The organism is Streptomyces sp. YIM 130001 (genome assembly GCF_003574445.1).
Lineage (GTDB): Bacteria > Actinomycetota > Actinomycetes > Streptomycetales > Streptomycetaceae > Streptomyces.
This window is the reverse complement of sequence record NZ_KZ984559.1, coordinates 85,865-105,392: the sequence shown is the minus strand read 5'-3', so window position 1 is coordinate 105,392 and position 19,528 is coordinate 85,865. Positions and strand designations below refer to the sequence as shown.

18 protein-coding genes are annotated in these 19,528 nt (G+C 71.5%); 13 read left to right on the top strand and 5 right to left on the bottom strand.

Annotated elements, in window-relative coordinates; genetic code table 11:
* Nucleotides 1–107 precede the first annotated feature (107 nt).
* The 8 genes from DSC45_RS21630 (at nt 108) to DSC45_RS21595 (ending at nt 10,153) form a co-directional block, all read left to right on the top strand.
* Nucleotides 108–3,845 (top strand): ABC transporter ATP-binding protein, encoded by a 3,738-nt coding sequence (locus DSC45_RS21630; RefSeq protein WP_119293477.1) that lies wholly within the window; start codon nt 108–110, stop codon nt 3,843–3,845.
* A gap of 52 nt (nt 3,846–3,897) precedes the next feature.
* Nucleotides 3,898–4,965, top strand: a complete 1,068-nt coding sequence (locus tag DSC45_RS21625; RefSeq protein ID WP_119293475.1) for a glucose-1-phosphate thymidylyltransferase — start codon at nt 3,898–3,900, stop codon at nt 4,963–4,965.
* Nucleotides 4,966–5,030: 65 nt separating this feature from the next.
* Nucleotides 5,031–5,990 carry a dTDP-glucose 4,6-dehydratase gene (gene rfbB, locus DSC45_RS21620; RefSeq protein ID WP_119293473.1) on the top strand — a complete coding sequence of 320 codons (960 nt, stop codon included), beginning with the start codon at nt 5,031–5,033 and terminating at the stop codon, nt 5,988–5,990.
* Nucleotides 5,987–6,886: a dTDP-4-dehydrorhamnose reductase gene (rfbD, locus tag DSC45_RS21615; protein WP_119293471.1), complete on the top strand. Its 900-nt coding sequence runs from the start codon at nt 5,987–5,989 to the stop codon at nt 6,884–6,886. Before rfbB ends, rfbD begins: the two co-directional genes overlap by 4 nt.
* Nucleotides 6,874–7,497 carry a dTDP-4-dehydrorhamnose 3,5-epimerase gene (gene rfbC, locus DSC45_RS21610; RefSeq protein WP_119293469.1) on the top strand — a complete coding sequence of 208 codons (624 nt, stop codon included), beginning with the start codon at nt 6,874–6,876 and terminating at the stop codon, nt 7,495–7,497. Before rfbD ends, rfbC begins: the two co-directional genes overlap by 13 nt.
* The gene (locus DSC45_RS21605) at nt 7,494–8,543 is read left to right on the top strand and encodes a FecCD family ABC transporter permease (protein WP_240434770.1); all 1,050 of its coding nucleotides are present in this window, start codon (nt 7,494–7,496) and stop codon (nt 8,541–8,543) included. Before rfbC ends, DSC45_RS21605 begins: the two co-directional genes overlap by 4 nt.
* Complete coding sequence (locus DSC45_RS21600) at nt 8,540–9,595, top strand: FecCD family ABC transporter permease (RefSeq protein WP_346426669.1); 1,056 nt, start codon at nt 8,540–8,542, stop codon at nt 9,593–9,595. The genes DSC45_RS21605 and DSC45_RS21600 overlap by 4 nt, the downstream gene beginning before the upstream one ends.
* 78 nt (nt 9,596–9,673) lie before the next feature.
* Entirely contained in the window at nt 9,674–10,153 is a 480-nt protein-coding gene (locus DSC45_RS21595; RefSeq protein ID WP_119293467.1) for a protein-tyrosine phosphatase family protein, read from the top strand.
* Here the strand turns inward: DSC45_RS21595 and DSC45_RS21590 are convergent.
* Both DSC45_RS21590 and DSC45_RS21585 read right to left on the bottom strand, forming a co-directional pair.
* Nucleotides 10,140–10,799: a response regulator gene (locus DSC45_RS21590; protein WP_119293465.1), complete on the bottom strand. Its 660-nt coding sequence runs from the start codon at nt 10,797–10,799 to the stop codon at nt 10,140–10,142. The two genes, DSC45_RS21595 and DSC45_RS21590, sit on opposite strands and share 14 nt — an antisense overlap.
* Nucleotides 10,800–10,801: 2 nt before the next feature.
* Nucleotides 10,802–11,755: a sensor histidine kinase gene (locus DSC45_RS21585; protein ID WP_119293463.1), complete on the bottom strand. Its 954-nt coding sequence runs from the start codon at nt 11,753–11,755 to the stop codon at nt 10,802–10,804.
* A gap of 346 nt (nt 11,756–12,101) precedes the next feature.
* On the opposite strand from DSC45_RS21585, the gene DSC45_RS21580 reads away from it, so the two are divergent.
* From DSC45_RS21580 to DSC45_RS21570, 3 genes are all read left to right on the top strand, one after another.
* Entirely contained in the window at nt 12,102–13,400 is a 1,299-nt protein-coding gene (locus DSC45_RS21580) for an ArsB/NhaD family transporter (RefSeq protein ID WP_119293461.1), read from the top strand.
* A 38-nt stretch (nt 13,401–13,438) separates the two neighbouring features.
* A complete protein-coding gene (locus tag DSC45_RS21575) occupies nt 13,439–13,726 on the top strand; it encodes a DUF3040 domain-containing protein (protein WP_119293460.1) in 288 nt (95 codons plus the stop codon).
* Between the two features lie 76 nt (nt 13,727–13,802).
* Complete coding sequence (locus tag DSC45_RS21570) at nt 13,803–15,329, top strand: potassium/proton antiporter (RefSeq protein ID WP_119293458.1); 1,527 nt, start codon at nt 13,803–13,805, stop codon at nt 15,327–15,329.
* Between the two features lie 44 nt (nt 15,330–15,373).
* Here the strand turns inward: DSC45_RS21570 and DSC45_RS21565 are convergent, their stop codons facing one another.
* From DSC45_RS21565 to DSC45_RS21555, 3 genes are all read right to left on the bottom strand, one after another.
* Nucleotides 15,374–16,072 (bottom strand): ribonuclease H family protein, encoded by a 699-nt coding sequence (locus DSC45_RS21565; RefSeq protein WP_119293456.1) that lies wholly within the window; start codon nt 16,070–16,072, stop codon nt 15,374–15,376.
* 76 nt (nt 16,073–16,148) lie between these two features.
* The gene (locus DSC45_RS21560; RefSeq protein WP_119293454.1) at nt 16,149–16,925 is read right to left on the bottom strand and encodes a class I SAM-dependent methyltransferase; all 777 of its coding nucleotides are present in this window, start codon (nt 16,923–16,925) and stop codon (nt 16,149–16,151) included.
* 128 nt (nt 16,926–17,053) lie between these two features.
* Nucleotides 17,054–17,599 (bottom strand): GNAT family N-acetyltransferase, encoded by a 546-nt coding sequence (locus DSC45_RS21555; protein WP_119293452.1) that lies wholly within the window; start codon nt 17,597–17,599, stop codon nt 17,054–17,056.
* Nucleotides 17,600–17,733: 134 nt separating this feature from the next.
* On the opposite strand from DSC45_RS21555, the gene DSC45_RS21550 reads away from it, so the two are divergent.
* Nucleotides 17,734–18,462 carry an HNH endonuclease family protein gene (locus DSC45_RS21550; RefSeq protein WP_119293450.1) on the top strand — a complete coding sequence of 243 codons (729 nt, stop codon included), beginning with the start codon at nt 17,734–17,736 and terminating at the stop codon, nt 18,460–18,462.
* A 195-nt stretch (nt 18,463–18,657) separates the two neighbouring features.
* Nucleotides 18,658–19,482, top strand: a complete 825-nt coding sequence (locus tag DSC45_RS21545; RefSeq protein ID WP_119293448.1) for a L,D-transpeptidase — start codon at nt 18,658–18,660, stop codon at nt 19,480–19,482.
* Nucleotides 19,483–19,528 lie beyond the last annotated feature (46 nt).

Below are 19,528 nucleotides of genomic sequence, written 5' to 3'. Positions count from 1 at the left end.
ACTCGTGGGGTCAATCCCCCACCCGGGAGGCGGAATCGGGCCCGAACAGTGGCCGATTCCGGATCCGGTGTGACAACTAGAAGTTAGCTTAGCCTAAGCTAACTTCCATGGTGAATGGATCCCCACTCCGGACCAGAGGTCTGCGCAGGCTCATGGCCGCCTGCCGCAGTAAGCCCCGACTGCTGAGCGCCGTGGTGCTCAGTTCCGTCTTCGGCACCGGGCTCGAGGCCTTCGGACCGCTGATCGCGGGGACAGCCGTGAACGACGCGGTCGCCGGACGCACCCACCGGGCGGTGGAACTGGCCGTCCTGCTCGTCGTCCTCGCCCTGGTGCAGTTCGGCGCCGAGTTCACCCGCCGCTTCTACGCCGGGAAACTCGCGCTCGCCGTCCAGCACCAACTGCGTACCCAGGTCTTCGACTCCGTACAGCGCTACGACGGAGTCAAGCAGGACGTCCTGCGCACCGGCCAGGTGGTGTCCCGCGCCAACAGTGATCTGCAGCAGATTCAGGTCATGCTCGGGATGCTCCCCATCCCGATCGGCGTGATCACCCTCTTCGTCGCCTCGGTCACCGCGATGCTGTGGCTCTCCGCCCCGCTGACCCTCGTCGCCCTGACCGTCGTACCCTCACTCGCCTTCGTCGCCGCCCGCAGCAGGAAGCGTCTGGTGCCGGCCACGCGGGCCGCCCAGGCACAGGCCGCAGCCGTCGCCGAACACGTCGAGGAGACCGTCACCGGCGTACGCGTCGTCAAGGGCTTCGGTCAGGAGGACCGGGAGACCGACCGGCTCGCGCACACCGCGCGCGGGCTCTTCACCCGCCGCGTCCTGGTCGCACGGCTGCAGGCCGGCGCCACCGCGACCATGGCCGCGATGCCCGCCGCGGGCCAGGTCGGTGTGCTCGCCCTCGGTGGCTGGCTCGCGCTGCGCGGCAACCTCGACGTCGGCACCTTCCTCGCCTTCGCCGGATATCTGACCCTGCTGGCCGGCCCCGCCCGCCTCCTCGCCAACTTCACCGTCACCGCCCAGCAGGCCCGCGCCGCCCTCGAGCGGGTCCACGAACTCATCGACGCCACACCGGACATCACCGATGCCCCCGACGCCGTCGACGTGGCCGAGGGACCGCTCGAACTCGAACTCCGCGGCGTCACCTTCGGCTACGCGCCCAGCGACCCCGTACTCCGCGACCTCAGCCTGACCGTGCCGGCCGGCGAGACCCTCGCCGTCGTCGGACCTTCCGGATCCGGCAAGTCCACCGTCTCGCTGCTGGTCAGCAGGTTCTACGACCCCCAGTCCGGCAGCGTGCGCCTCGGCCCGCCCGGCGCCGCGGCCGACCTCAAGGCGCTGCGTCTGGCCTCGCTGCGCAGCACGGTGGACAGCGTCTTCGAGGACCCGTTCCTCTTCTCCTGCTCGCTGCGCGAGAACATCGCCCATGGACGCCCCGACGCCACCGACGACGAGGTGCGCGCGGCAGCCGAAGCGGCCCACGCGCACGGATTCATCACCGAACTGCCCGACGGCTACGACACGGAGGCCGGCGAGCGCGGCAACCGCCTCTCCGGCGGCCAGCGCCAGCGCATCGCCCTGGCCCGCGCCCTCGTCGCCCGGCCCCGCCTCCTGGTGCTCGACGACGCCACCTCCGCGGTCGACCCGGCCACCGAGAGCGAGATCCACGAAGCCCTGCGCGTCGCCACCGAGGGCCGCACCACCGTCCTGATCGCCCACCGCCGCTCGACCCTCTCGCTCGCCGACCGGATCGCCGTCCTCGACGAAGGCCGGCTCGTCGACATCGGCACCGAGGCCGAACTCACCGAACGCTGCCCGCTGTTCCGCGAACTGCTCGCAGGCGCCAGCGGATCCGTCGACGAGCGCACCGCGCCCGCCGCCGACGCGGACCGGCTGACCCCCGAACTGTGGCCGCAGCCGGCCGATGCCGAGAAGCCGGCCGTCGTGCCCGAGAAGCCGGCCGCCGCATCCGCCGCATCTGCTAGCAAGCCCACCGAGCCACCCCACGACACCGGCGGACCGGCCCGCGTCGAGGACAGCGATCCGGGCCTGGACGAGCGCGAACTGCGCACCCCGGTCAGCAAGTTCGGCCTCGGGAAACTCCTCCGCCCGGTCCGCGCCGCCCTGCTCGTAGGCCTCGCCCTGCTCGCCGTCGACACCGTGGCCGGCACCGCACTGCCGCTCCTGGTGCGCCACGGACTCGACGACGGAGTCGGCCGCGGCGACGGATCCACCCTCGCCCGGTACGTCCTGCTCGCCGCCGTCACCGTCGCCGTCGCCTGGTGCGCCTTCAACCTGCAGGCCCGGGTGACCCGCCGCGCCGGCGAGCGCGTCCTGTACGGCTTGCGTGTGCGCACCTTCGCCCACCTGCAGCGCCTCGGCCTCGACTTCTACGAGCGCGAGCGCGGCGGCCAGGTGATGACCAGGATCGTCAACGACATCGACGCCCTCGCCCAGTTCCTGCAGGCCAACCTCGTCACCTCGGCCGCCTCCGCGGCCACCCTCACCGGCGCCGTCTGCGCCATGGTGATCGTCCACCCACCGCTCGCCCTGGCCGCCCTCGCCCTGCTCCCGCTCGTCGCCGTCGCCACCGCCGTCTTCTGGCGACTGTCCTCCGCCGCCTACGACGATGCCAGACGACGCATCGGCGAGGTCAACTCCAGCCTCCAGGAGAACGTCAGTGGACTGCGCACGGCCCAGTCCCAAGGTCGCGAAATGTCAGCAGCGGCGGACTTCGACAAGCTCTCCGACGCCTACCGAGCCGCCCGGCTCAAGGCCCAGCGCTACGCCTCCGTCTACTTCCCCGCGATCAACCTCTGCGCCGAACTCTCCAAAGCCCTGGTGCTGTTGGTCGGCGCCCACCAAGTCGCGTCCGGCGATCTCAGCTCCGGCGTCCTGGTCGCGTTCATGCTCTACCTCGGGATGTTCTTCTCGCCGATCCAGCAGCTGTCCCTCGCCTTCGACAGCTACCAGCAGGCCTCGGTCGGCCTGCGGCGCATCGTGCAGTTGCTGCGCATCGAGCCGGCCGTCCTGCAGACCGAGGACCCGGCGCCGCTGCCCGCCCGTCTCACCGGCGCCGTCGAACTGACCGCCGTCGAGCACCGCTACCCGGACGCCGGCCGGCCCGCGCTCGCCGAGGTCTCGCTGCGCGTCGAACCGGGCGAGACGGTCGCCCTGGTCGGCGAGACCGGCGCCGGCAAGTCGACCGTGGTCAAGCTGCTCGCCCGGTTCTACGACCCGGACGCCGGCTCGGTCACCGTGGACGGCACCGACATACGGCGCTGGGACCCCTCCGCGTACCGGCGGCTGATCGGCTACGTGCCGCAGGAGGCCCACCTGTTCACCGGGACCATCGCGGACAACATCCGCTACGGGCGTCCCGACGCGGGCGACCACGAGGTGGAGGCCGCCGCCCGCGCGGTCGGCGCCCACGAGGTGGTGGCCGCGCGGCCGTACGGCTTCCACCAGCCGGTGGCCGAGGGCGGGCGCTCGCTCTCCGCCGGCGAACGTCAGCTGATCGCCCTCGCCAGGGCCGAACTCGTCGACCCCGGGCTGCTGTTGCTCGACGAGGCGACCGCCGCCCTCGACCCGGCCACCGAACGCGCCGTCGCCGCGGCCGGCGAACGCCTGGCCACCGGCCGGCGCACCACCGTCCTCGTGGCCCACCGCATGTCCACCGCCGCCCGCGCCGACCGGATCATCGTGCTCGACGACGGCCGGGTCGCCGAGCACGGAACCCACGAGGAACTCCTGGCCGCCGACGGCCGCTACGCCGAACTCTGGCGCCGCAGCGGCTCCGGGGACGTGCCGTCCCGCGACGACGCCGTCCCGGCCCGCAGCTGACCACCACCCGAGCCCGCACCCCCCACACCCGAACGATTCAGGAGACCCGACCGTGAAGGCACTCGTCCTCGCAGGCGGCACCGGAAGCCGCCTGCGGCCGATCACGCACACCTCCGCCAAGCAGCTCGTCCCCGTCGCCAACAAACCCGTCCTCTTCTACGGCATCGAATCCCTGGTCGCCGCCGGCATCACCGACATCGGCATCGTCACCGGTGACACCGCGCCGGAGATCGAGGCGGCCGTCGGCGACGGCTCGGCCTTCGGCGCCCGCGTCACCTACCTCGCCCAGGAACAGCCCCTCGGCCTCGCCCACGCCGTGCTCATCGCCCGCGACTGGCTCGGCGAGGACGACTTCGTCATGTACCTCGGCGACAACTTCGTGGTCGGCGGCATCACCGAACTCGTCGACGGCTTCCGCACCAGACGCCCCGACGCCCAGATCCTCCTCACCGAGGTCACCGACCCGACCGCCTTCGGAGTCGCCGAACTCGACGCCGACGGACGAGTGGTGGGCCTCGAGGAGAAGCCCGCCGCGCCGCGCAGCGACCTGGCCCTGGTCGGCGTCTACTTGTTCTCGCCCGCCGTGCACGAGGCCGTACGGTCCATCAAACCCTCGGCACGCGGCGAACTGGAGATCACCGACGCCATCCAGTGGCTGGTCGACGAGGGACGTACCGTCACCCCCACCATGATCAGCGGCTACTGGAAGGACACCGGGAACGTCACCGACATGCTCGAGGTCAACCGGTCCGTCCTCGAGCGCGTCGAACCGGCCCGGCTCGGCACGGTCGACGAGTCGAGCGAACTCGTCGGACGGGTCAGAATCGAGGCGGGCGCCCGCGTCGTCCGCTCACGGATCGTCGGCCCCGCCGTGATCGGGAGGAACAGCGTGATCACCGACTCGTACGTCGGCCCGTCCACCTCCGTCGACAGCGACTGTGCGATCACCGGCAGCGAGCTGGAGTTCTCGATCGTCCTCGGCGGCTCCCGCATCGAGCACGCCGGACGTATCGACGGTTCCCTGATCGGCCGCGGCGTCCAGGTCACCGGGGTGCAACGGGCCCCGCGCGCCCACCGGTTGGTTCTCGGTGACCACAGCCTCGCCCAGCTCACCGCCTGACGCCACACCACCGCTCCGGCCCGCGCATCCCGCCGTGGCACCGGAGCCCGAACCGAGAGTCCCCCATGCGTCTGCTCGTCACCGGGGGAGCCGGCTTCATCGGCTCCCACTTCGTCCGCTCGCTGCTGGCCGACGACGCCCCCCGCACCGTCACCGTCCTCGACCTGCTCACCTACGCCGGCAACCGTGCCAACCTGGCCTCCGTCGCGGACGATCCGCGTCTGACCTTCGTGCACGGGGACATCCGTGACCGTCCGCTCGTCGACTCACTGCTCGCCGAACACGACGCGGTCGTGCACTTCGCCGCCGAATCCCACGTGGACCGTTCCATCGCCTCCGGCACCGACTTCGTGTCCACCAACGTCCTCGGAACCCAGACGCTCCTCGAATCGGCCCTGCGCAACGGCATCGACCGCTTCGTGCACATCTCCACCGACGAGGTCTACGGATCCATCGAGTCCGGCTCCTGGACCGAGGACCAGCCACTCGCCCCCAACTCCCCTTACTCCGCCTCCAAAGCGGGCTCCGACCTGCTCGCCCTCGCCTACCACCGCACCCACGGCCTGGATGTGCGGATCACCCGCTGCTCGAACAACTACGGGTCCCACCAGCACCCCGAGAAGGTCGTCCCGCTGTTCACCACCCGCCTGCTCGACGGCCACCGGGTGCCGCTCTACGGCGACGGGAAGAACTCCCGCGACTGGCTGCACGTCGACGACCACTGCCGCGCCGTGCGCCTCGTCCTCGACTCGGGCAGGGCCGGCGAGGTCTACCACATCGGTGGCGGTACCGAACTGACCAACCGCGAGCTGACCGAACGGCTCCTCGAGGCCTGCGGCCGCACCTGGGACAGCGTCGAACACGTCGCGGACCGCCCCGGACACGACCTGCGGTACAGCGTCGACTGGTCCAAGGCCCGCGACGAGCTCGGCTACCGGCCGAGGCACGACCTGGCCTCCGGCCTCGCCGAGACCGTCGCCTGGTACCGCGACCACCGCGACCTGTGGCAGGAGGCAGCCGGATGATCCGCCATCTGGTCACCGGCGCCACCGGCATGCTCGGCAGCGAACTGTGCGACCGGCTCGCCGCCTCGGGGGAGTCGTACGCCGCGCCGGCCCGGGCCGACCTCGACCTCACCGACGAACGGTCCGTGCGCGCGGCCGTCCGCGCCCTCACCCCGGACGTCGTCATCAACTGCGCCGCCTGGACCGACGTCGACGGAGCCGAGTCCGCCGAGGCCGAGGCGACCCGGGCGAACGGCGACGCGGTACGCGCACTGGCCCGCGCCTGCGCCGACAGCGGAGCGCGCCTCCTGCACGTCTCCACCGACTACGTCTTCGCGGGCGACGACCCGAGCCCACGCGCCGAAGACGCCCCCGCCGCGCCCCGCACCGCCTACGGCCGCTCCAAACTCGCCGGCGAGCTGGCCGTACTCGACGAACTGCCCCGCTCCGGCACCGTCGTACGCACCGCCTGGATGTACGGCAGCGGAGGCCGCAACTTCGTCACGACCATGATCGCCAAGGCGCGTGCCGGCGGCGCCGTCCGCGTCGTCGACGACCAGCACGGACAGCCGACCTGGGCCAGGGACGTGGCCGACCGGCTGCTCGCCCTCGCGGCCGGCGTGCATCCCGGCGTCTTCCACGCCACCGCCGCGGGCCGCACCACCTGGTACGGACTCGCCCGCGAGGTCTACCGGCGCGTCGGCGCCGACCCCGAGCTCGTCTCGCCGCAATCCAGCGCCGACCTCCAACGGGCCGCAGTACGCCCCGAGTTCAGCGTCCTGTCGCACGACCGCTGGGCGGCAGCCGGCCTCGCACCACCCCGACCCTGGGCCGACGCACTGGCCGAGGCCATGCCGACCCTCACCGACCCCGCCCACCCCACCGACCGAGAAGGAGCAGCCGAGTGCGCCCGCTGAGCATCGAAGGGGCATGGGTCCGCACCCCGCCCGTGCACCGCGACGAACGGGGAAGTTTCCACGAGTGGTTCCGCGACGACGCCTTCCGCGAGGCGGTCGGCCATCCCGTACAGCTCGCCCAGGCCAACTGCTCGGTGTCCCGTCGAGGCGCCCTGCGGGGCATCCACTTCGCCGACGTACCGCCAGGGCAGGCCAAGTATGTGACCTGCGTGGCCGGTTCCGTGCTCGACGTGGTGGTCGACCTGCGTACCGGATCGCCGACGTACGGCAGGTCAGCTACCGTCCTCCTCGAGGCGCGCGAAGGCAGCGCGGTGTATCTCTCGGAGGGGATCGGCCACGCGTTTCTCGCCCTGAGTGACGAGGCCACCGTGGTCTACCTCTGCTCCACCGGTTACGCACCGGGCCGCGAGCACGGCGTGCACCCGCTGGACCCCGAACTCGGCATCGACTGGCCCGCCGACATCACCCCCGTGCTCTCACCCCGCGACGCCGCGGCGCCCACCCTCGCGGAGGCGTCCGCAGCGGGCCTGCTGCCGACGTACGCGGACTGCCTCCAGCATCGCCGCGAGACCGCGGCCGCGGTGCGCCCGGTGCCGGAGGCGTCCCGTTGACCACCGCAACTGCCCTGCGACCGACCGAGGTCGAGCCCGAGCCGCAGCGCCGCACCCGGCGGTCGGTACGGATCGCGGGTCTGGTGCTCGGCCTGGCCCTGCTGGTCGTCGCGCTGGCCGCGGGACTCGCCGTCGGCACCCAGCGCATCCCGCTGTCGGACGTCTGGTCGGCCGTCTTCGACCACTCCGACACCCCGCGTGATCGGATCGTGCGCGAACTGCGGCTGCCCCGCACCCTGATCGGCGTGGCCGCGGGCGCCGCCCTCGGCCTGGCCGGCGCCCTGATGCAGACGCTGACCCGCAACCCGCTCGCCGATCCGGGACTGCTCGGAGTCAACGCGGGTGCGTCGGCCGCCGTGGTCACCGCGATCAGCGTGTTCGGCGTCGGCTCCTTCTCCGGGTACCTCTGGTTCTCCCTCGCCGGCGCCGCCGTGGCCGCCACCCTGGTCAATGCGCTCGGCGGCAGCCGGGCGGCCACACCGGTCCGGCTCGCCCTGGCCGGAACCGCCGTCAACGCGGCGCTCTTCGGCTACGTGAACGGACTGCAACTGGTCGACCTCGGCGCCCTGGAGACCATGAGGCACTGGTCGGTCGGCTCCCTCTCCGGCCGCGACATCCAACTCCTCGTCAACGCCCTGCCGTTGCTCGTCATCGGCGCCCTGCTCGCGTTCGCACTCTCGGGACCGCTCGGCGCGCTGTCTCTCGGCGACGACACCGCCAAGGCGCTCGGCGCCCACACGGGGCGCACCCGGGTGCTGTCCATCGTGGCCATCACCCTGCTCTGCGGCGGAGCGACCGCGGTGTGCGGCCCGATCGGCTTCGTCGGCCTGATGATCCCGCACGCGGTCCGGCCGTTCTGCGGCACGGACCCGCGCTGGCTGTTCCCGTACTCGGCCCTCTTCGCACCCTCGCTCCTGCTGTTCTCGGACGTGGTGGGCCGGGTCCTGGTGCCGCCGTCCGAGATCGAGGTCGGCATCGTGACGGCCTTCATCGGCGGACTGATCTTCATCCATCTGGTACGGCAGCGGAAGGTGGCCAAGCTGTGACCCCCGTCCAAGGCCTCGAGGTGCGGCGCAGCCATCTGCGGACCCGCGCCTGGTCGATGCGTTACGACCGCCGCGCCGTGCTGGTCTGCGCGGCGCTCCTGGTGATCGGCGCGCTGGCGACGGTGTTCGCCATCGGCACCGGCCGCTACGCGCTGACACCCGTCGAGGTGGTCGAGACACTGGGCGGCGGCGGGCCGCCCGGAGCCGAGTTCATCGTCCTCGACCTGCGGCTGCCGAGGGCGCTCGACGCGGTCCTCGTCGGCTTCGCCATGGGAATGTCCGGCGCCGTGTTCCAGTCGCTCTCGCGCAATCCGCTGGGCAGCCCGGACGTCATCGGCTTCGGCAACGGCGCCTCCGCCGGGGCGCTCATGGCCATCATCATCTTCGACCTCGGCACCGCGCAGACCGCGCTCGGCGCAGTCGTCGGCGGCTGTCTGACGGCGGCCGCCGTCTACCTGCTCGCCTGGAAACGCGGCGTGCACGGATACCGCCTGGTCCTCGTCGGCATCGGCGCCTCCGCCGTCCTCGGCGCCGCGACGAGCTTCCTGTACGTCCGTGCCGAGATCGGCAAGGCAGCCCAGGCGGCCACCTGGATGGTGGGCTCACTCAACGGCCGCGGCTGGAGCGATGTGATCATCGCCGCCATCGGTCTCGTCGTCCTCGTCCCGGTGATTCTCGCCAACGCCCGCCGCCTCACCCTCCTGGAGATGGGCGACGACACGGCCGCGGCCCTCGGCGTACGCCCCGAGCACAGCCGGGTCACGCTGCTCGCGGCCGGCACCGGCCTCACCGCCATGGCCGTCGCCGCCGCCGGACCCATCCCCTTCATCGCCCTCGCGGCACCGCAGCTGGCCCGCCGGGTGACGCGCTCCGCCGGGCCGGGCGTGCTGCCGGCGGCCTGGATGGGGGCGGTACTGGTCGGTGCCGCCGATCTGCTGACCCAGCGCATCTCCAGCTCGGCGCTGCTTCCGGTCGGAGTGGTCTCCGGGGTCGGAGGCGGCGTGTACCTCGCCTGGCTGCTGCTGCGCGAGCGCAAGTCGGGCAGGCTCTGAGCCGTACGCCGGGCGGCACCGGTGACGATCTCGTGCAGAGGGGCACCCGGCGGCGGAACGGCTTACTACGATGGCGCGATGACGAAGTCCTGGGACCGTGACGCACCCGGTGTGATGGAGCTGCCCTCCGGGGCGCTGGTACGTGGCCGCGGTCTGCGCCACCCCGTGCCGTCCGGGCCGGGACCGACCTTCGCGGTCGCGCTGCTCGGCAAGGAGCCGCCGCCCGCCGACTGGGAGACGCGCTGGATCCGCTGGCCGGACTTCCGGCTGCCCGCGGACCCGGCGCACTTCCGGACCGTCCTGGCCGAGGTGCTCCGGCGCGCCCCGGAAGAACGCGTCGAACTCGCCTGCGGCGGCGGCATCGGCCGCACCGGCACCGCCCTGGCGTGCCTCGTCGTCCTGGACGGCGTCCCGCCCGCCGAAGCGGTCGACTACGTCCGACGGCACTACCACGGGCACGCCGTCGAAACGCCCTGGCAGCGGCGCTTCGTCCGGAACTTCCGGCCGGAGCCCGCCGGCGGAAGCACGGGTCCCGGCACGCCTCCTAAGGCTCGATGAGCCCCACCCGGATCGCGTAGCGGGTCAGCTCGAGGCGGTCACGCAGGCCCAGCTTCTGCAGGAGATTCGCGCGGTGCCGTTCGACGGTCTTGCTGCTGATCACCAGCAGGTCGGCGATCTCCTGCGAGGTGTGTCCCTCGGCGACCAGCTTGAGGATCTCCTCCTCCCGGTCCGTGATCGCCTTCTCCGGCATCGACCCGCCCTGCCGCGCACGGTCCAGATAGTTGCGGATCAGCGCGGCCACCGCGCCCGGATAGATGAACGGCTCGTCCCGCATGGCGGCCCGGCAGGCCTCGAGCAGATCCCGGTCGGCCACCGATTTGAGCACGTAGCCGCTGGCACCCGCCTTCAACGCCTCGAAGAAGTACTGCTCGTTGTCGTACATCGTCAGGATCAGGATGCGCAGACCGGGCTGGAGCCGGGAGAGCTCGCGGGCCGCCTGCAGGCCGGTGAGACGGGGCATGGCGATGTCGAGAATGGCCAGGTCGGGCTGGAACTCACGGGCCTTCTCGATGGCCTCCGCGCCGTCCCCGGCCTCGGCCACCACCGCCAGATCCTCCTCGCCGTCCAGGATGAGGCGCACTCCGCGGCGTACGAGCGCGTGGTCGTCCGCGAGCAGGATGCGGGTCGTGGAATCGTCGGCCATGGTCAGTTTTCCCCGTTCTTTGCGGGCACGTGCAGACGTACCCGGGTGCCGCCGCCCGGAGCCGGCCCGATGACCAGCTCGGCGCCGATCAGCAGTGCGCGCTCGCGCATGCCGCGGATGCCCGCGCCCTCGGCCGCCGCGCCGATGCCGAGCCCGTCGTCGACGACCGACAGGTCGACACCGCCGGGGACGGTGCGCAGCGTCAGGTCCGCCCGCCGGGCCTCCGAGTGCCGTACGGCGTTGGTCAGGCCCTCCTGAGCGACCCGGTACAGCACCAGCTCGGTCTCGTGGTCGAGGGTCGGCAGGTCCGAATCGAAGTGGCGTTTCACCGTGAGGTCGGTGTGCTCCGCGATCTCGTTGGCCAAGGCCTTGAGCGAACTGATCAGGCCCAGCTCCTCCAGAACCCCTGGCCGCAGCCGCCGGGCGATCCGCCGGATCTCGTCCAGGCTGGCCCGGGTCGTCTCCTGCACCGAGTGCAGCTGCGGCCGCAGCTCGGTGGGGGCCTGGTCGGCGACCCGCTTCAGCTCGAGCAGGACGGCCGTGAGCGTCTGGCCGATCTCGTCGTGCAGCTCCTGGGCGATACGCCGCCGTTCCGCCTCCTGTGCGGACAGGGCCAGACCACTGCTCGCCGCCCGCTCCGCCTCGAGCCGGTCCAGCATCGTGTTGAACGTCTCGATGAGCCCGGCGATCTCCGCGTGGCCCGACACCACGGGCCGGCGTCCGGGACGCAGCAGATCCGTGGTGCTCATCGCCTTGGTGAGCCGCTGCAGCGGGGCGAGCCCCACCCGAAGCAGCGCGGCGTTCGCCGTCAGCATCGCCACGAGCCCGACGGCGAGGATGAGGGCCTCGGTGAGCAGCACCGGTGTCGAGATGGTCACCGGACCGAGCAGCAGCAGTCCGGCCGCGGCGAACAGAACCGTGGCGTTGAGCAGGAAGATCCGCCAGAACAGGGACACGGAGCAAGGCCTCCTAGAGGTCAGGGGTCGGGAGCGGACCGTACGAGCGCGGTGACCCCCAGTGTCCCCTGTGTCCCGCCCGTCGAGGACAGCCGGGCCGACCGACGGTCCGCCCTGCCCGCGCGCGGGACGCCATTCAGCGTGCGCCGGTCCCGGAGCCGCTGTCCATCCGGTACAGCACCCATCCGGACACCGCTCTGCACGTCGTCCCCCGTTCGTTTTGGGTGTCGGCCCCGATGGTCCCGCAGGTCCCGGCACGCAAAGGTAGAACCCGGACAACTGGACCGGGAGGAGTCCCTTCTGCGGAGTGCTGCGGACGGCGGCCCACTACAGGAGGGAGGCGGGTATGAGTGTGACCGCCTGGATGACCGTCGTGGTGTTCGCGGCGGTCTACGTGCTCATCGCGACCGAGATCGTGCACCGGGTCGCGGCGGCCCTCGGTGGTGCCGTGGTGATGCTCGTCATCGGCGCCACCGACCCCGAGCACGCCTTCTTCTCCGAGCACGCCGGTATCGACTGGAACGTCATCTTCCTGCTGCTCGGGATGATGCTGATCGTCGCGGTCCTCAAACGCACCGGCATCTTCGAGTACATCGCGCTGACCGCGGCCAAACTCGCCCGCGGCAGACCGTACCGGCTCATGGTGCTGCTCGTGGTGGCCACCGCGGTGCTGTCGCCATGGCTGGACAACGTGACGACGGTGCTCCTGATCGCGCCCGTCACGATCCTGGTCTGCCGCCGGCTCGGCTATCCCGTGGTCCCGTACCTCATCGCCGAGGTGATGGCCTGCAATATCGGCGGTGCGGCCACCCTGATCGGCGACCCGCCCAACATCATGATCGGCTCCCGTGCCGACCTGTCGTTCAACGACTTCCTGGTGCACATGACGCCGATCGTCATCGTCCTGATGGTCATCTTCGTGCTGATGTGCCGCGTGCTGTTCCGCAAGCACTTCCACTTCGACCCCGAGATGGCGGACGCGGTCGCCGACCTCCGCCCGCGCGACGAGATCAAGGACACCAAGCTCCTCGCCGTCAGCGGAACGATCGTGATCCTCGTGATGGCGGCCTTCGTGCTCCACACGGCACTGCACATCGAGCCGTCGGTCGTCGCGATCACCGGCGGTCTGGTCCTGCTCGCCGCCTCCCGGCTGAACGCGACCGCCGTGGCCAAGGACGTGGAGTGGGAGACGCTCGCGTTCTTCACCGGCCTGTTCGTCATGGTCGGCGCCCTCGTGCAGACCGGAGTGATCGGGAAGCTCGGCGAGGCCGCCGCGAGCGCGACGGAGGGGCAGCTGCTCGGTACGTCGATGGCGCTGATCTTCGGCTCGGCCGTCCCGTCGGCGGTGATCGACAACATTCCGTTCGTGGCGTCCGTGAGCCCCATCGTCTCCGAGATCGTCGCGGCGGCCGGCGGCAAGGGCGAGGCCGGGATGCTGTGGTGGTCCTTCGCCCTCGGCGCCGACCTCGGCGGCAACGCGACGATCATCGCGTCCTCCGCGAACGTCGTGGTCATCGGCATCGCCGAGCGGGAGGGCCACCACATTTCGTTCTGGCAGTTCAGCCGCATCGGGCTGGTTGTCACAGCGGTCACCCTCAGTGTGGCGGGGCTGTACGTATGGCTCCGCTACTTCGCCCTGGCCTGAGGGTGGCACAGCGAATGACAGGGCCTTCGGGAGGAGACATGACCGACTCCGAGAAGCGTCGTCTCGGCGACCTCGAGGCGCAGATGGAGCGTGAGGACCCCGAGTTCGCACGTTCGCTGGCCGACGGGCGGCCGCGCAGCCCCCGCGAGTACCGGCGGGGCCGAGCCTGGCTCGTCCTGGCCGTGGCGGTCGGCTGCCTCGGATTCGGCATCGGTATCGGACACGGTCTCCTGCTCGCCACCGGACTCGTCGTCGCCGGAATCGCCGGTCACCTCTTCGACCCGCAGCGCCGCCGGCCGCAAGGCCCCGGCCCCGATATCGGGTGATATCGCCCAGGCCGCGAAAGACTGGACACCGGCCCGGCCGGCGGGCCGGTGTCCACGCCACCGACGGAGCACGGACATGACTCTGCAGCAGCTGTACGTGGTGCTGCTCATCGGCGGCGTCGTGCTGCTCGCGAGCATCGCCGCCGCCCGCACCGCACACCGGCTCGGACTGCCCAGCCTGCTGCTGTTCCTGGCCGTCGGCGTCATCGTCGGCGAGGACGTCATCGGGCTTCCCTTCGACGACGCCCAACTCGCCCAGGCCCTCGGCACCTCCGCCCTCGCCGTGATCCTCGTCGACGGCGGTCTCACCACCCGTTGGGCCGACCTGCGCCGTCTGCTGGCACCCGCCGGTGTGCTCGCCCTCGCCGGGGTGGGGATCTCCGTCGGCGTGACCGCCGCCGGAGCGCACTATCTGCTCGGCATGGACCTGCATCTCGCGCTGCTGCTCGGCGCGATCGTCTCGTCCACGGACGCCGCGGCCGTCTTCGCCGTACTGAGATCCCTGCCGCTCCCGCAGAAGGTCACCGCGCTCCTGGAAGCCGAATCGGGGTTCAACGACGCCCCGACGATCATCCTCGTCCTGGTGTTCAGCACTTCGCTCGCCGATCTGCCGAGCCCCGCCGCCGTCGCCGGCAACGTCCTCTTCCAGCTGTCCGTCGGCGCCGTGCTCGGCCTGCTCATCGGCTGGCTCGGTGTCATCGCGCTGCGGCACATCGCCCTGCCCGCCACCGGCCTGTATCCGCTCGCCACCGTCGCCTTCGGCATCCTCGCCTTCGCGGCGGGCGGCGCGACCGGTGCGAGCGGCATCATCGCCGCCTATCTCTCCGGCCTCGTGCTCGGCAACTCCAAGCTGCCGCACCGGGCCGCGACGCGGTCCTTCGCCGAGGGCGCGGGATGGCTGGCGCAGATCGGTCTGTTCGTCATGCTCGGGCTGCTCGTGACGCCCAGCGAACTGCCGTCGGCGATCCTGCCCGCACTCGGCGTCGGCCTGATCCTGCTGCTCGTCGCCCGGCCGGTGTCGGTGGCGCTCTGCCTGCTGCCGTTCCGTACGCCGTGGCAGGAGCAGGTCTTCATCTCCTGGGCGGGGCTGCGCGGGGCCGTGCCCATCGTGCTCGCCACGTTCCCCATCGTGGCCGGCGTGGACGGCGCCCGTGACCTGCTGAACATCGTCTTCGTACTGGTCGTCATCTTCACCCTGGTCCAGGGCCCGACCCTGGCCGCCCTCGCACGGCTCCTCGGGCTCACGCACAGCGGCCGGCTCCGCGACGTGGAAGTCGAGACGGCGCCCCTGGACGTCCTCGACGCCGATCTGCTCACGGCCACCGTGCCGCCCGGGTCACGGCTCGCGGGCGTGGCCGTCTTCGAGCTGCGGCTGCCCCGGCCGACGGTGGTGACACTCATCGTCCGCGACGGTACGACGCTGGTCCCCGAAGCTGCGACCGTACTGCGGGCCGGGGACGAACTGCTCCTGATCACCACACCCGCCACCCGCGAGGCGACGGAACGCCGGCTGCGCGCCGTGGGCCGCAGCGGAAAACTCGCCCGCTGGCTCGGCGAAGCGGGTGCGCCGGAGTCGGTCGACGAGGGACGCGGAGAGGGCTGAGCGGGGCCGAGGCGTCCCTCAACCCCGGCGCAGTGTCACGAGACTCAGGACTCGCGGCACTCGGGATGGCCCCAACTGCTCGCGCCCTTCGCGATCTGCTCCCCGGCCGCGTACGACCGGCCGCAGGAGCAACGTCCGGCGAACTTGGCCTTGATCACGCCGGACCCGGCCTTGCGCGCACCCGCCTTCTTCGGGGGTGCCTTGCGCCGGGTCGCCGTCCCGCCGGTGCCGCCGCCCGTCATCGCGTCGTGGCGCGGACCGGGGATCTCGGCCGTGCCGTGCGCGGTCCCGAACGCCTGCTGCTCGCTCGCCGCGTCGCTCGCCGCGGCGTCCGCGATCGCGTTCAGCGGATCTCCGTCCACCTGGTGCGCGGGCACGTAGCGGAACTCGACGTCACGGCCGGTCAGCAGTTCGTCGATACGGATGACCAGTTCGCGGTTGGCGACCGGCTTCTTGGAGGCGGTCAGCCAGCCGTTGCGCTTCCAGCCGGCGAGCCACTTCGTCACCGCGTTCATGGCGTACTGGGAGTCCATACGGATCTCGAGCGGTGTGGCGGGATCCGTGGACTCGAGGAGTTCGGCGAGGGCCGTCAGCTCGGCGATGTTGTTGGTCGCCGTGCCCAGCGGCCCGGCCTCCCAGCGCTCGGGCCGCCCCCCGGCGTCGGCGACGACCCAGCCCCAGCCGGCCGGTCCCGGATTCTTCTTCGCTGCGCCGTCACAGGCCGCGATGATGCGTTCGGACATCCCTCGATCATGCCAGGGTCCGCAGGGCCGTCGGGACACGGTGGGCCCGGGCTGGTCCCGGGCGCCGCGACTCCGCTCAGGGACGAACCGCCGTGACCGCCCACGTCCGGTGCGGAATCTCGAGAACGTCCTCCGGGAACCGACCGCGCAGCACGGACTCGAGGGCGTCGGTGAAACGCGCCACCTCCGGCCCGGACAGGCTGGCGCCCACACCCGCACTGGCCCTGATGCGACCGGTCCAGGCGGCCGGTGTGTACGGGATGTCGAGGTCGAACGAGAAGGTCTCGATCCCGCTGAAGCCCGCCACCGCAAGATCTGTCAGCCACCGCGGGTACAGGCCCGTACCGCCGCCGTACGCCCAGTCCGGGTTGTACTCGGTGATCAACTCCTCGGTGGCGGCCACCACATTGCCGGGCAGCGGAAGCCAGTCGAAGTGCGCGATGACCACGCGGCCGCCGGGACGCAGCAGCCGCCGCACCTCGGCCGTCGCCCGTCCGGGATCGAACCAGTGCCAGCACTGGCCGGCGGACACCACGTCGAACTCCCCGTCCGGCAGGCCCGTTTCCTCGGCCGTGGCGACCCGGTGGGTGACATTCACGCCCGCCTCGCGGTCGAGCCGTTCGGCCTCCCGCAGCAGCGGGGCCGCCGGGTCCACGCCGGTCACCCGCCCACCGGCCCGGGCGAACAGCCGCGCCAGAGTGCCCGTCCCGGTGCCGAGGTCCACGACATCGCGACCGTCCACACCGGCACCACGCTCGGCGAGGCGCGTCACCAACTCGGGCGGAAACCCGGCCCGATGGCGCGCGTAGTCGTCGGCGGTCAGACCGAAATCGGGCCGTACCTGCTCAGCCATCGCTGCTCCCCTCGGCCCCGGCGGTCGCCGGAGACAGCCCATGATCGGACGCGGAGCGGCCACGGCTCAAGGGGACGGATCTCACAGATCGTCAGGGCGGATCTCACGGATCGTCCGGACCGTTTCGCTCAGACCGTCGGGGCAGCCCCGCGCGTCAGCCGGAACAGCACGCTGGGCCGTAGCGGTCCGGCCGGCACCGTCGGATCGTCGAAGTCGTCGGCGGGGTCGCGGGTCATGCCGATGCGGCGCATCACCGCCTGTGAGCGGAGGTTGGACGCCGCGGTCACGGCGAGGAGTTCGGGCAGGTCGAGTCCGGTGAAGGCGAACTCCGCCACCGCGCGCGCCGCCTCCGTCGCATACCCGTGCCCCCAGGCGCGCCGCGCGAGGCGCCAGCCGGCCTCGACGCCGCTGAACGGCATCTCCTCCTCCACCGGATCGAGACCGGCGAACCCGACGAACTCGCCCGTCCCGCGCACCTCGACGGCCCACCACCCCCAGCCGCGGCTCTCGAGATCGGCCTGGAAGCCCGCCGCGGAGGCGTCGCTCTCCGCGCGGCTGAGCACTCCGGGAAAGTGAGCACGGACCTCGGGATCCGCGTTCAACGCGGCCCATGGGGCGAGGTCGTGGGCCTGCCACTCGCGGAGCAGCAGTCGTTCGGTGCGCAGTCGGGCCATCGCGCCACCGTAGCGGGAGCACGGCCACCGGCCGAACGCTTTTGCGTACCCACGCGCCGCAGTGCCAGGCGTCCGGAGCGGATAGGGTGCGCTGCGGTCGCAACAGTGCGCAGGGCGAGGGGAATCAGCAGGTCATGGCGCGTCAGCAAGGCCGTTGGCAGTGGGTTTTGGCGGTGGTGGCCGTGCTGTCGGTCGCCGGATGCACGGCCGGTCAGGAAGGCGTCTCGCCGGGGGCGAGCGACGGCAAGCCGTCGGCCTCGTCCTCCGGGGCCGAGGGCGCGGGCGGCGGCGAGGCGACGGGCACCGCGAAGCTGCCCGGGATGCCGACGGCCGACCGGGCGCGGTCCGAACTCGACGCTCTCAAGGTCGCGGAACAGGGCTCGATGAGCGGGTACAACCGGGACAAGTTCCCGCACTGGGCCGAGCAGGGCGAACGCTGCGACACCCGCGAGACGATCCTCGAACGCGACGGCGAGGACGTGCGGCAGAACGACCAGTGCCGGGCCGAATCGGGAACCTGGGTCAGTGCCTACGACGGCAAGTCGTTCACCGACTCCGGCGACCTCGACATCGACCACATGGTGCCGCTCGCCAACGCCTGGCGTTCCGGAGCACGCGGCTGGTCGCAGGAGCAGCGCAAGGCCTTCGCCAACGATCTGACACACCCCCAGCTCCTCGCGGTCTCCGCCGCCTCCAACCGCTCCAAGTCCGACCAGGGCCCCGACGAGTGGCAGCCACCGGCCAAGACCTACTGGTGCCCGTACGGACGCGCCTGGACCTCGGTGAAGTCGACCTACGAGCTGACCGTCACTCAGGAGGAGAAGGACGTACTCGGCGAGATGCTGGACACCTGCTCGTCCTGATCCGACGTTCCCGCGGGGACCGGCGGCCCGGCACCCCCGCGACACGCCGATCCGGAACACGTTCCGGACGATCTGCTCGGCCATGCGGAGCAGTTGATCTGCGTACACCCGCGCTCGCGCCTAGAACCGAACCTGAGTCATACTCCCCACCCCCCTGTCTCAGGGAGGAAGGTCGGTGCGCGCGTGAAGTCGCGTATGTCTACCGCAGGGCTGCTTGCCTGCTCCGCGGCCCTGGCCGGCCAGCTGCTGGCCGCCTCGCCCGCCCTCGCGCAGCAGGGCCCGGCCCCGAGTGCCGCCGAGGAGGCCTGCAAGGCAGGCTCCGGTTCCTACCAGTGGCAGATGGAGAAGAAGCTCGGGCTCAAGGAGGACGGAGTCCAGAGCACCGAGGACTGCCTCGCCATCCGCAAGCTGCAGAACCGCCTCGGCATCAAACCGGCCGACGGGAAGGCCGACCTCAAGACCTACCGTCTGCTCCTCGTCGACGAGGTGAAGAAGAACCCCAACGCCCAGGGCAAGTGCCCGGTCCGGGAGTACCGGGTGACCTGTGTGGATCTGAACCGCCAGATCCTGTGGGTGCAGACCGGCAAGAAGGTCGTCTACGCGCCGGTGCCGATCCGCAGCGGCAAGGACGGGTACGAGACCCGGCTCGGCTGGCACAAGATCTACCTCAAGCGCGAACGTCACTTCTCGACCATCTACAACAACGCCCCGATGCCGCACTCGCAGTTCTTCGACGGCGGGCAGGCGTTCCACGGCACCTACTCCGACCTTTTCAAGTCCGGCTCGCACGGCTGCGTCAACATGTACGCCAAGGACGCCAAGCGGCTCTTCGATCTGCTGAAGGTCGGCGACCGGGTCTACGTGTGGGGCACCAAGCCCGGCACCGGAAAGCGTGACGGCGGCCGGATCCCCGACGACGTCCTGATCGCCCAGGGCTTCGGCTCCGACCGCATCGCCCAGGACCCGACGGCGGACGTACCCCCTACCGCCGAGGAGGTGGCAGCGGCCCTGCGGGAGTGACGCAGGCGTCCACCCGGACCATGCGGAACGGGGCGGGCGGAGCGGC

Coding starts and splice junctions, on each gene's coding strand:
- DSC45_RS21545 (WP_119293448.1), top strand. CDS start 18,658: ATGTCTACCGCAGGGCTGCTTGCCTGCTCCGCGGCCCTGGCCGGCCAG.
- DSC45_RS21575 (WP_119293460.1), top strand. CDS start 13,439: ATGACCGACTCCGAGAAGCGTCGTCTCGGCGACCTCGAGGCGCAGATG.
- rfbD (WP_119293471.1), top strand. CDS start 5,987: ATGATCCGCCATCTGGTCACCGGCGCCACCGGCATGCTCGGCAGCGAA.
- rfbB (WP_119293473.1), top strand. CDS start 5,031: ATGCGTCTGCTCGTCACCGGGGGAGCCGGCTTCATCGGCTCCCACTTC.
- DSC45_RS21560 (WP_119293454.1), bottom strand. CDS start 16,925: ATGGCTGAGCAGGTACGGCCCGATTTCGGTCTGACCGCCGACGACTAC.
- DSC45_RS21590 (WP_119293465.1), bottom strand. CDS start 10,799: ATGGCCGACGATTCCACGACCCGCATCCTGCTCGCGGACGACCACGCG.
- DSC45_RS21555 (WP_119293452.1), bottom strand. CDS start 17,599: ATGGCCCGACTGCGCACCGAACGACTGCTGCTCCGCGAGTGGCAGGCC.
- DSC45_RS21630 (WP_119293477.1), top strand. CDS start 108: ATGGTGAATGGATCCCCACTCCGGACCAGAGGTCTGCGCAGGCTCATG.
- DSC45_RS21580 (WP_119293461.1), top strand. CDS start 12,102: ATGAGTGTGACCGCCTGGATGACCGTCGTGGTGTTCGCGGCGGTCTAC.
- DSC45_RS21565 (WP_119293456.1), bottom strand. CDS start 16,072: ATGTCCGAACGCATCATCGCGGCCTGTGACGGCGCAGCGAAGAAGAAT.
- DSC45_RS21550 (WP_119293450.1), top strand. CDS start 17,734: ATGGCGCGTCAGCAAGGCCGTTGGCAGTGGGTTTTGGCGGTGGTGGCC.
- DSC45_RS21570 (WP_119293458.1), top strand. CDS start 13,803: ATGACTCTGCAGCAGCTGTACGTGGTGCTGCTCATCGGCGGCGTCGTG.
- DSC45_RS21595 (WP_119293467.1), top strand. CDS start 9,674: ATGACGAAGTCCTGGGACCGTGACGCACCCGGTGTGATGGAGCTGCCC.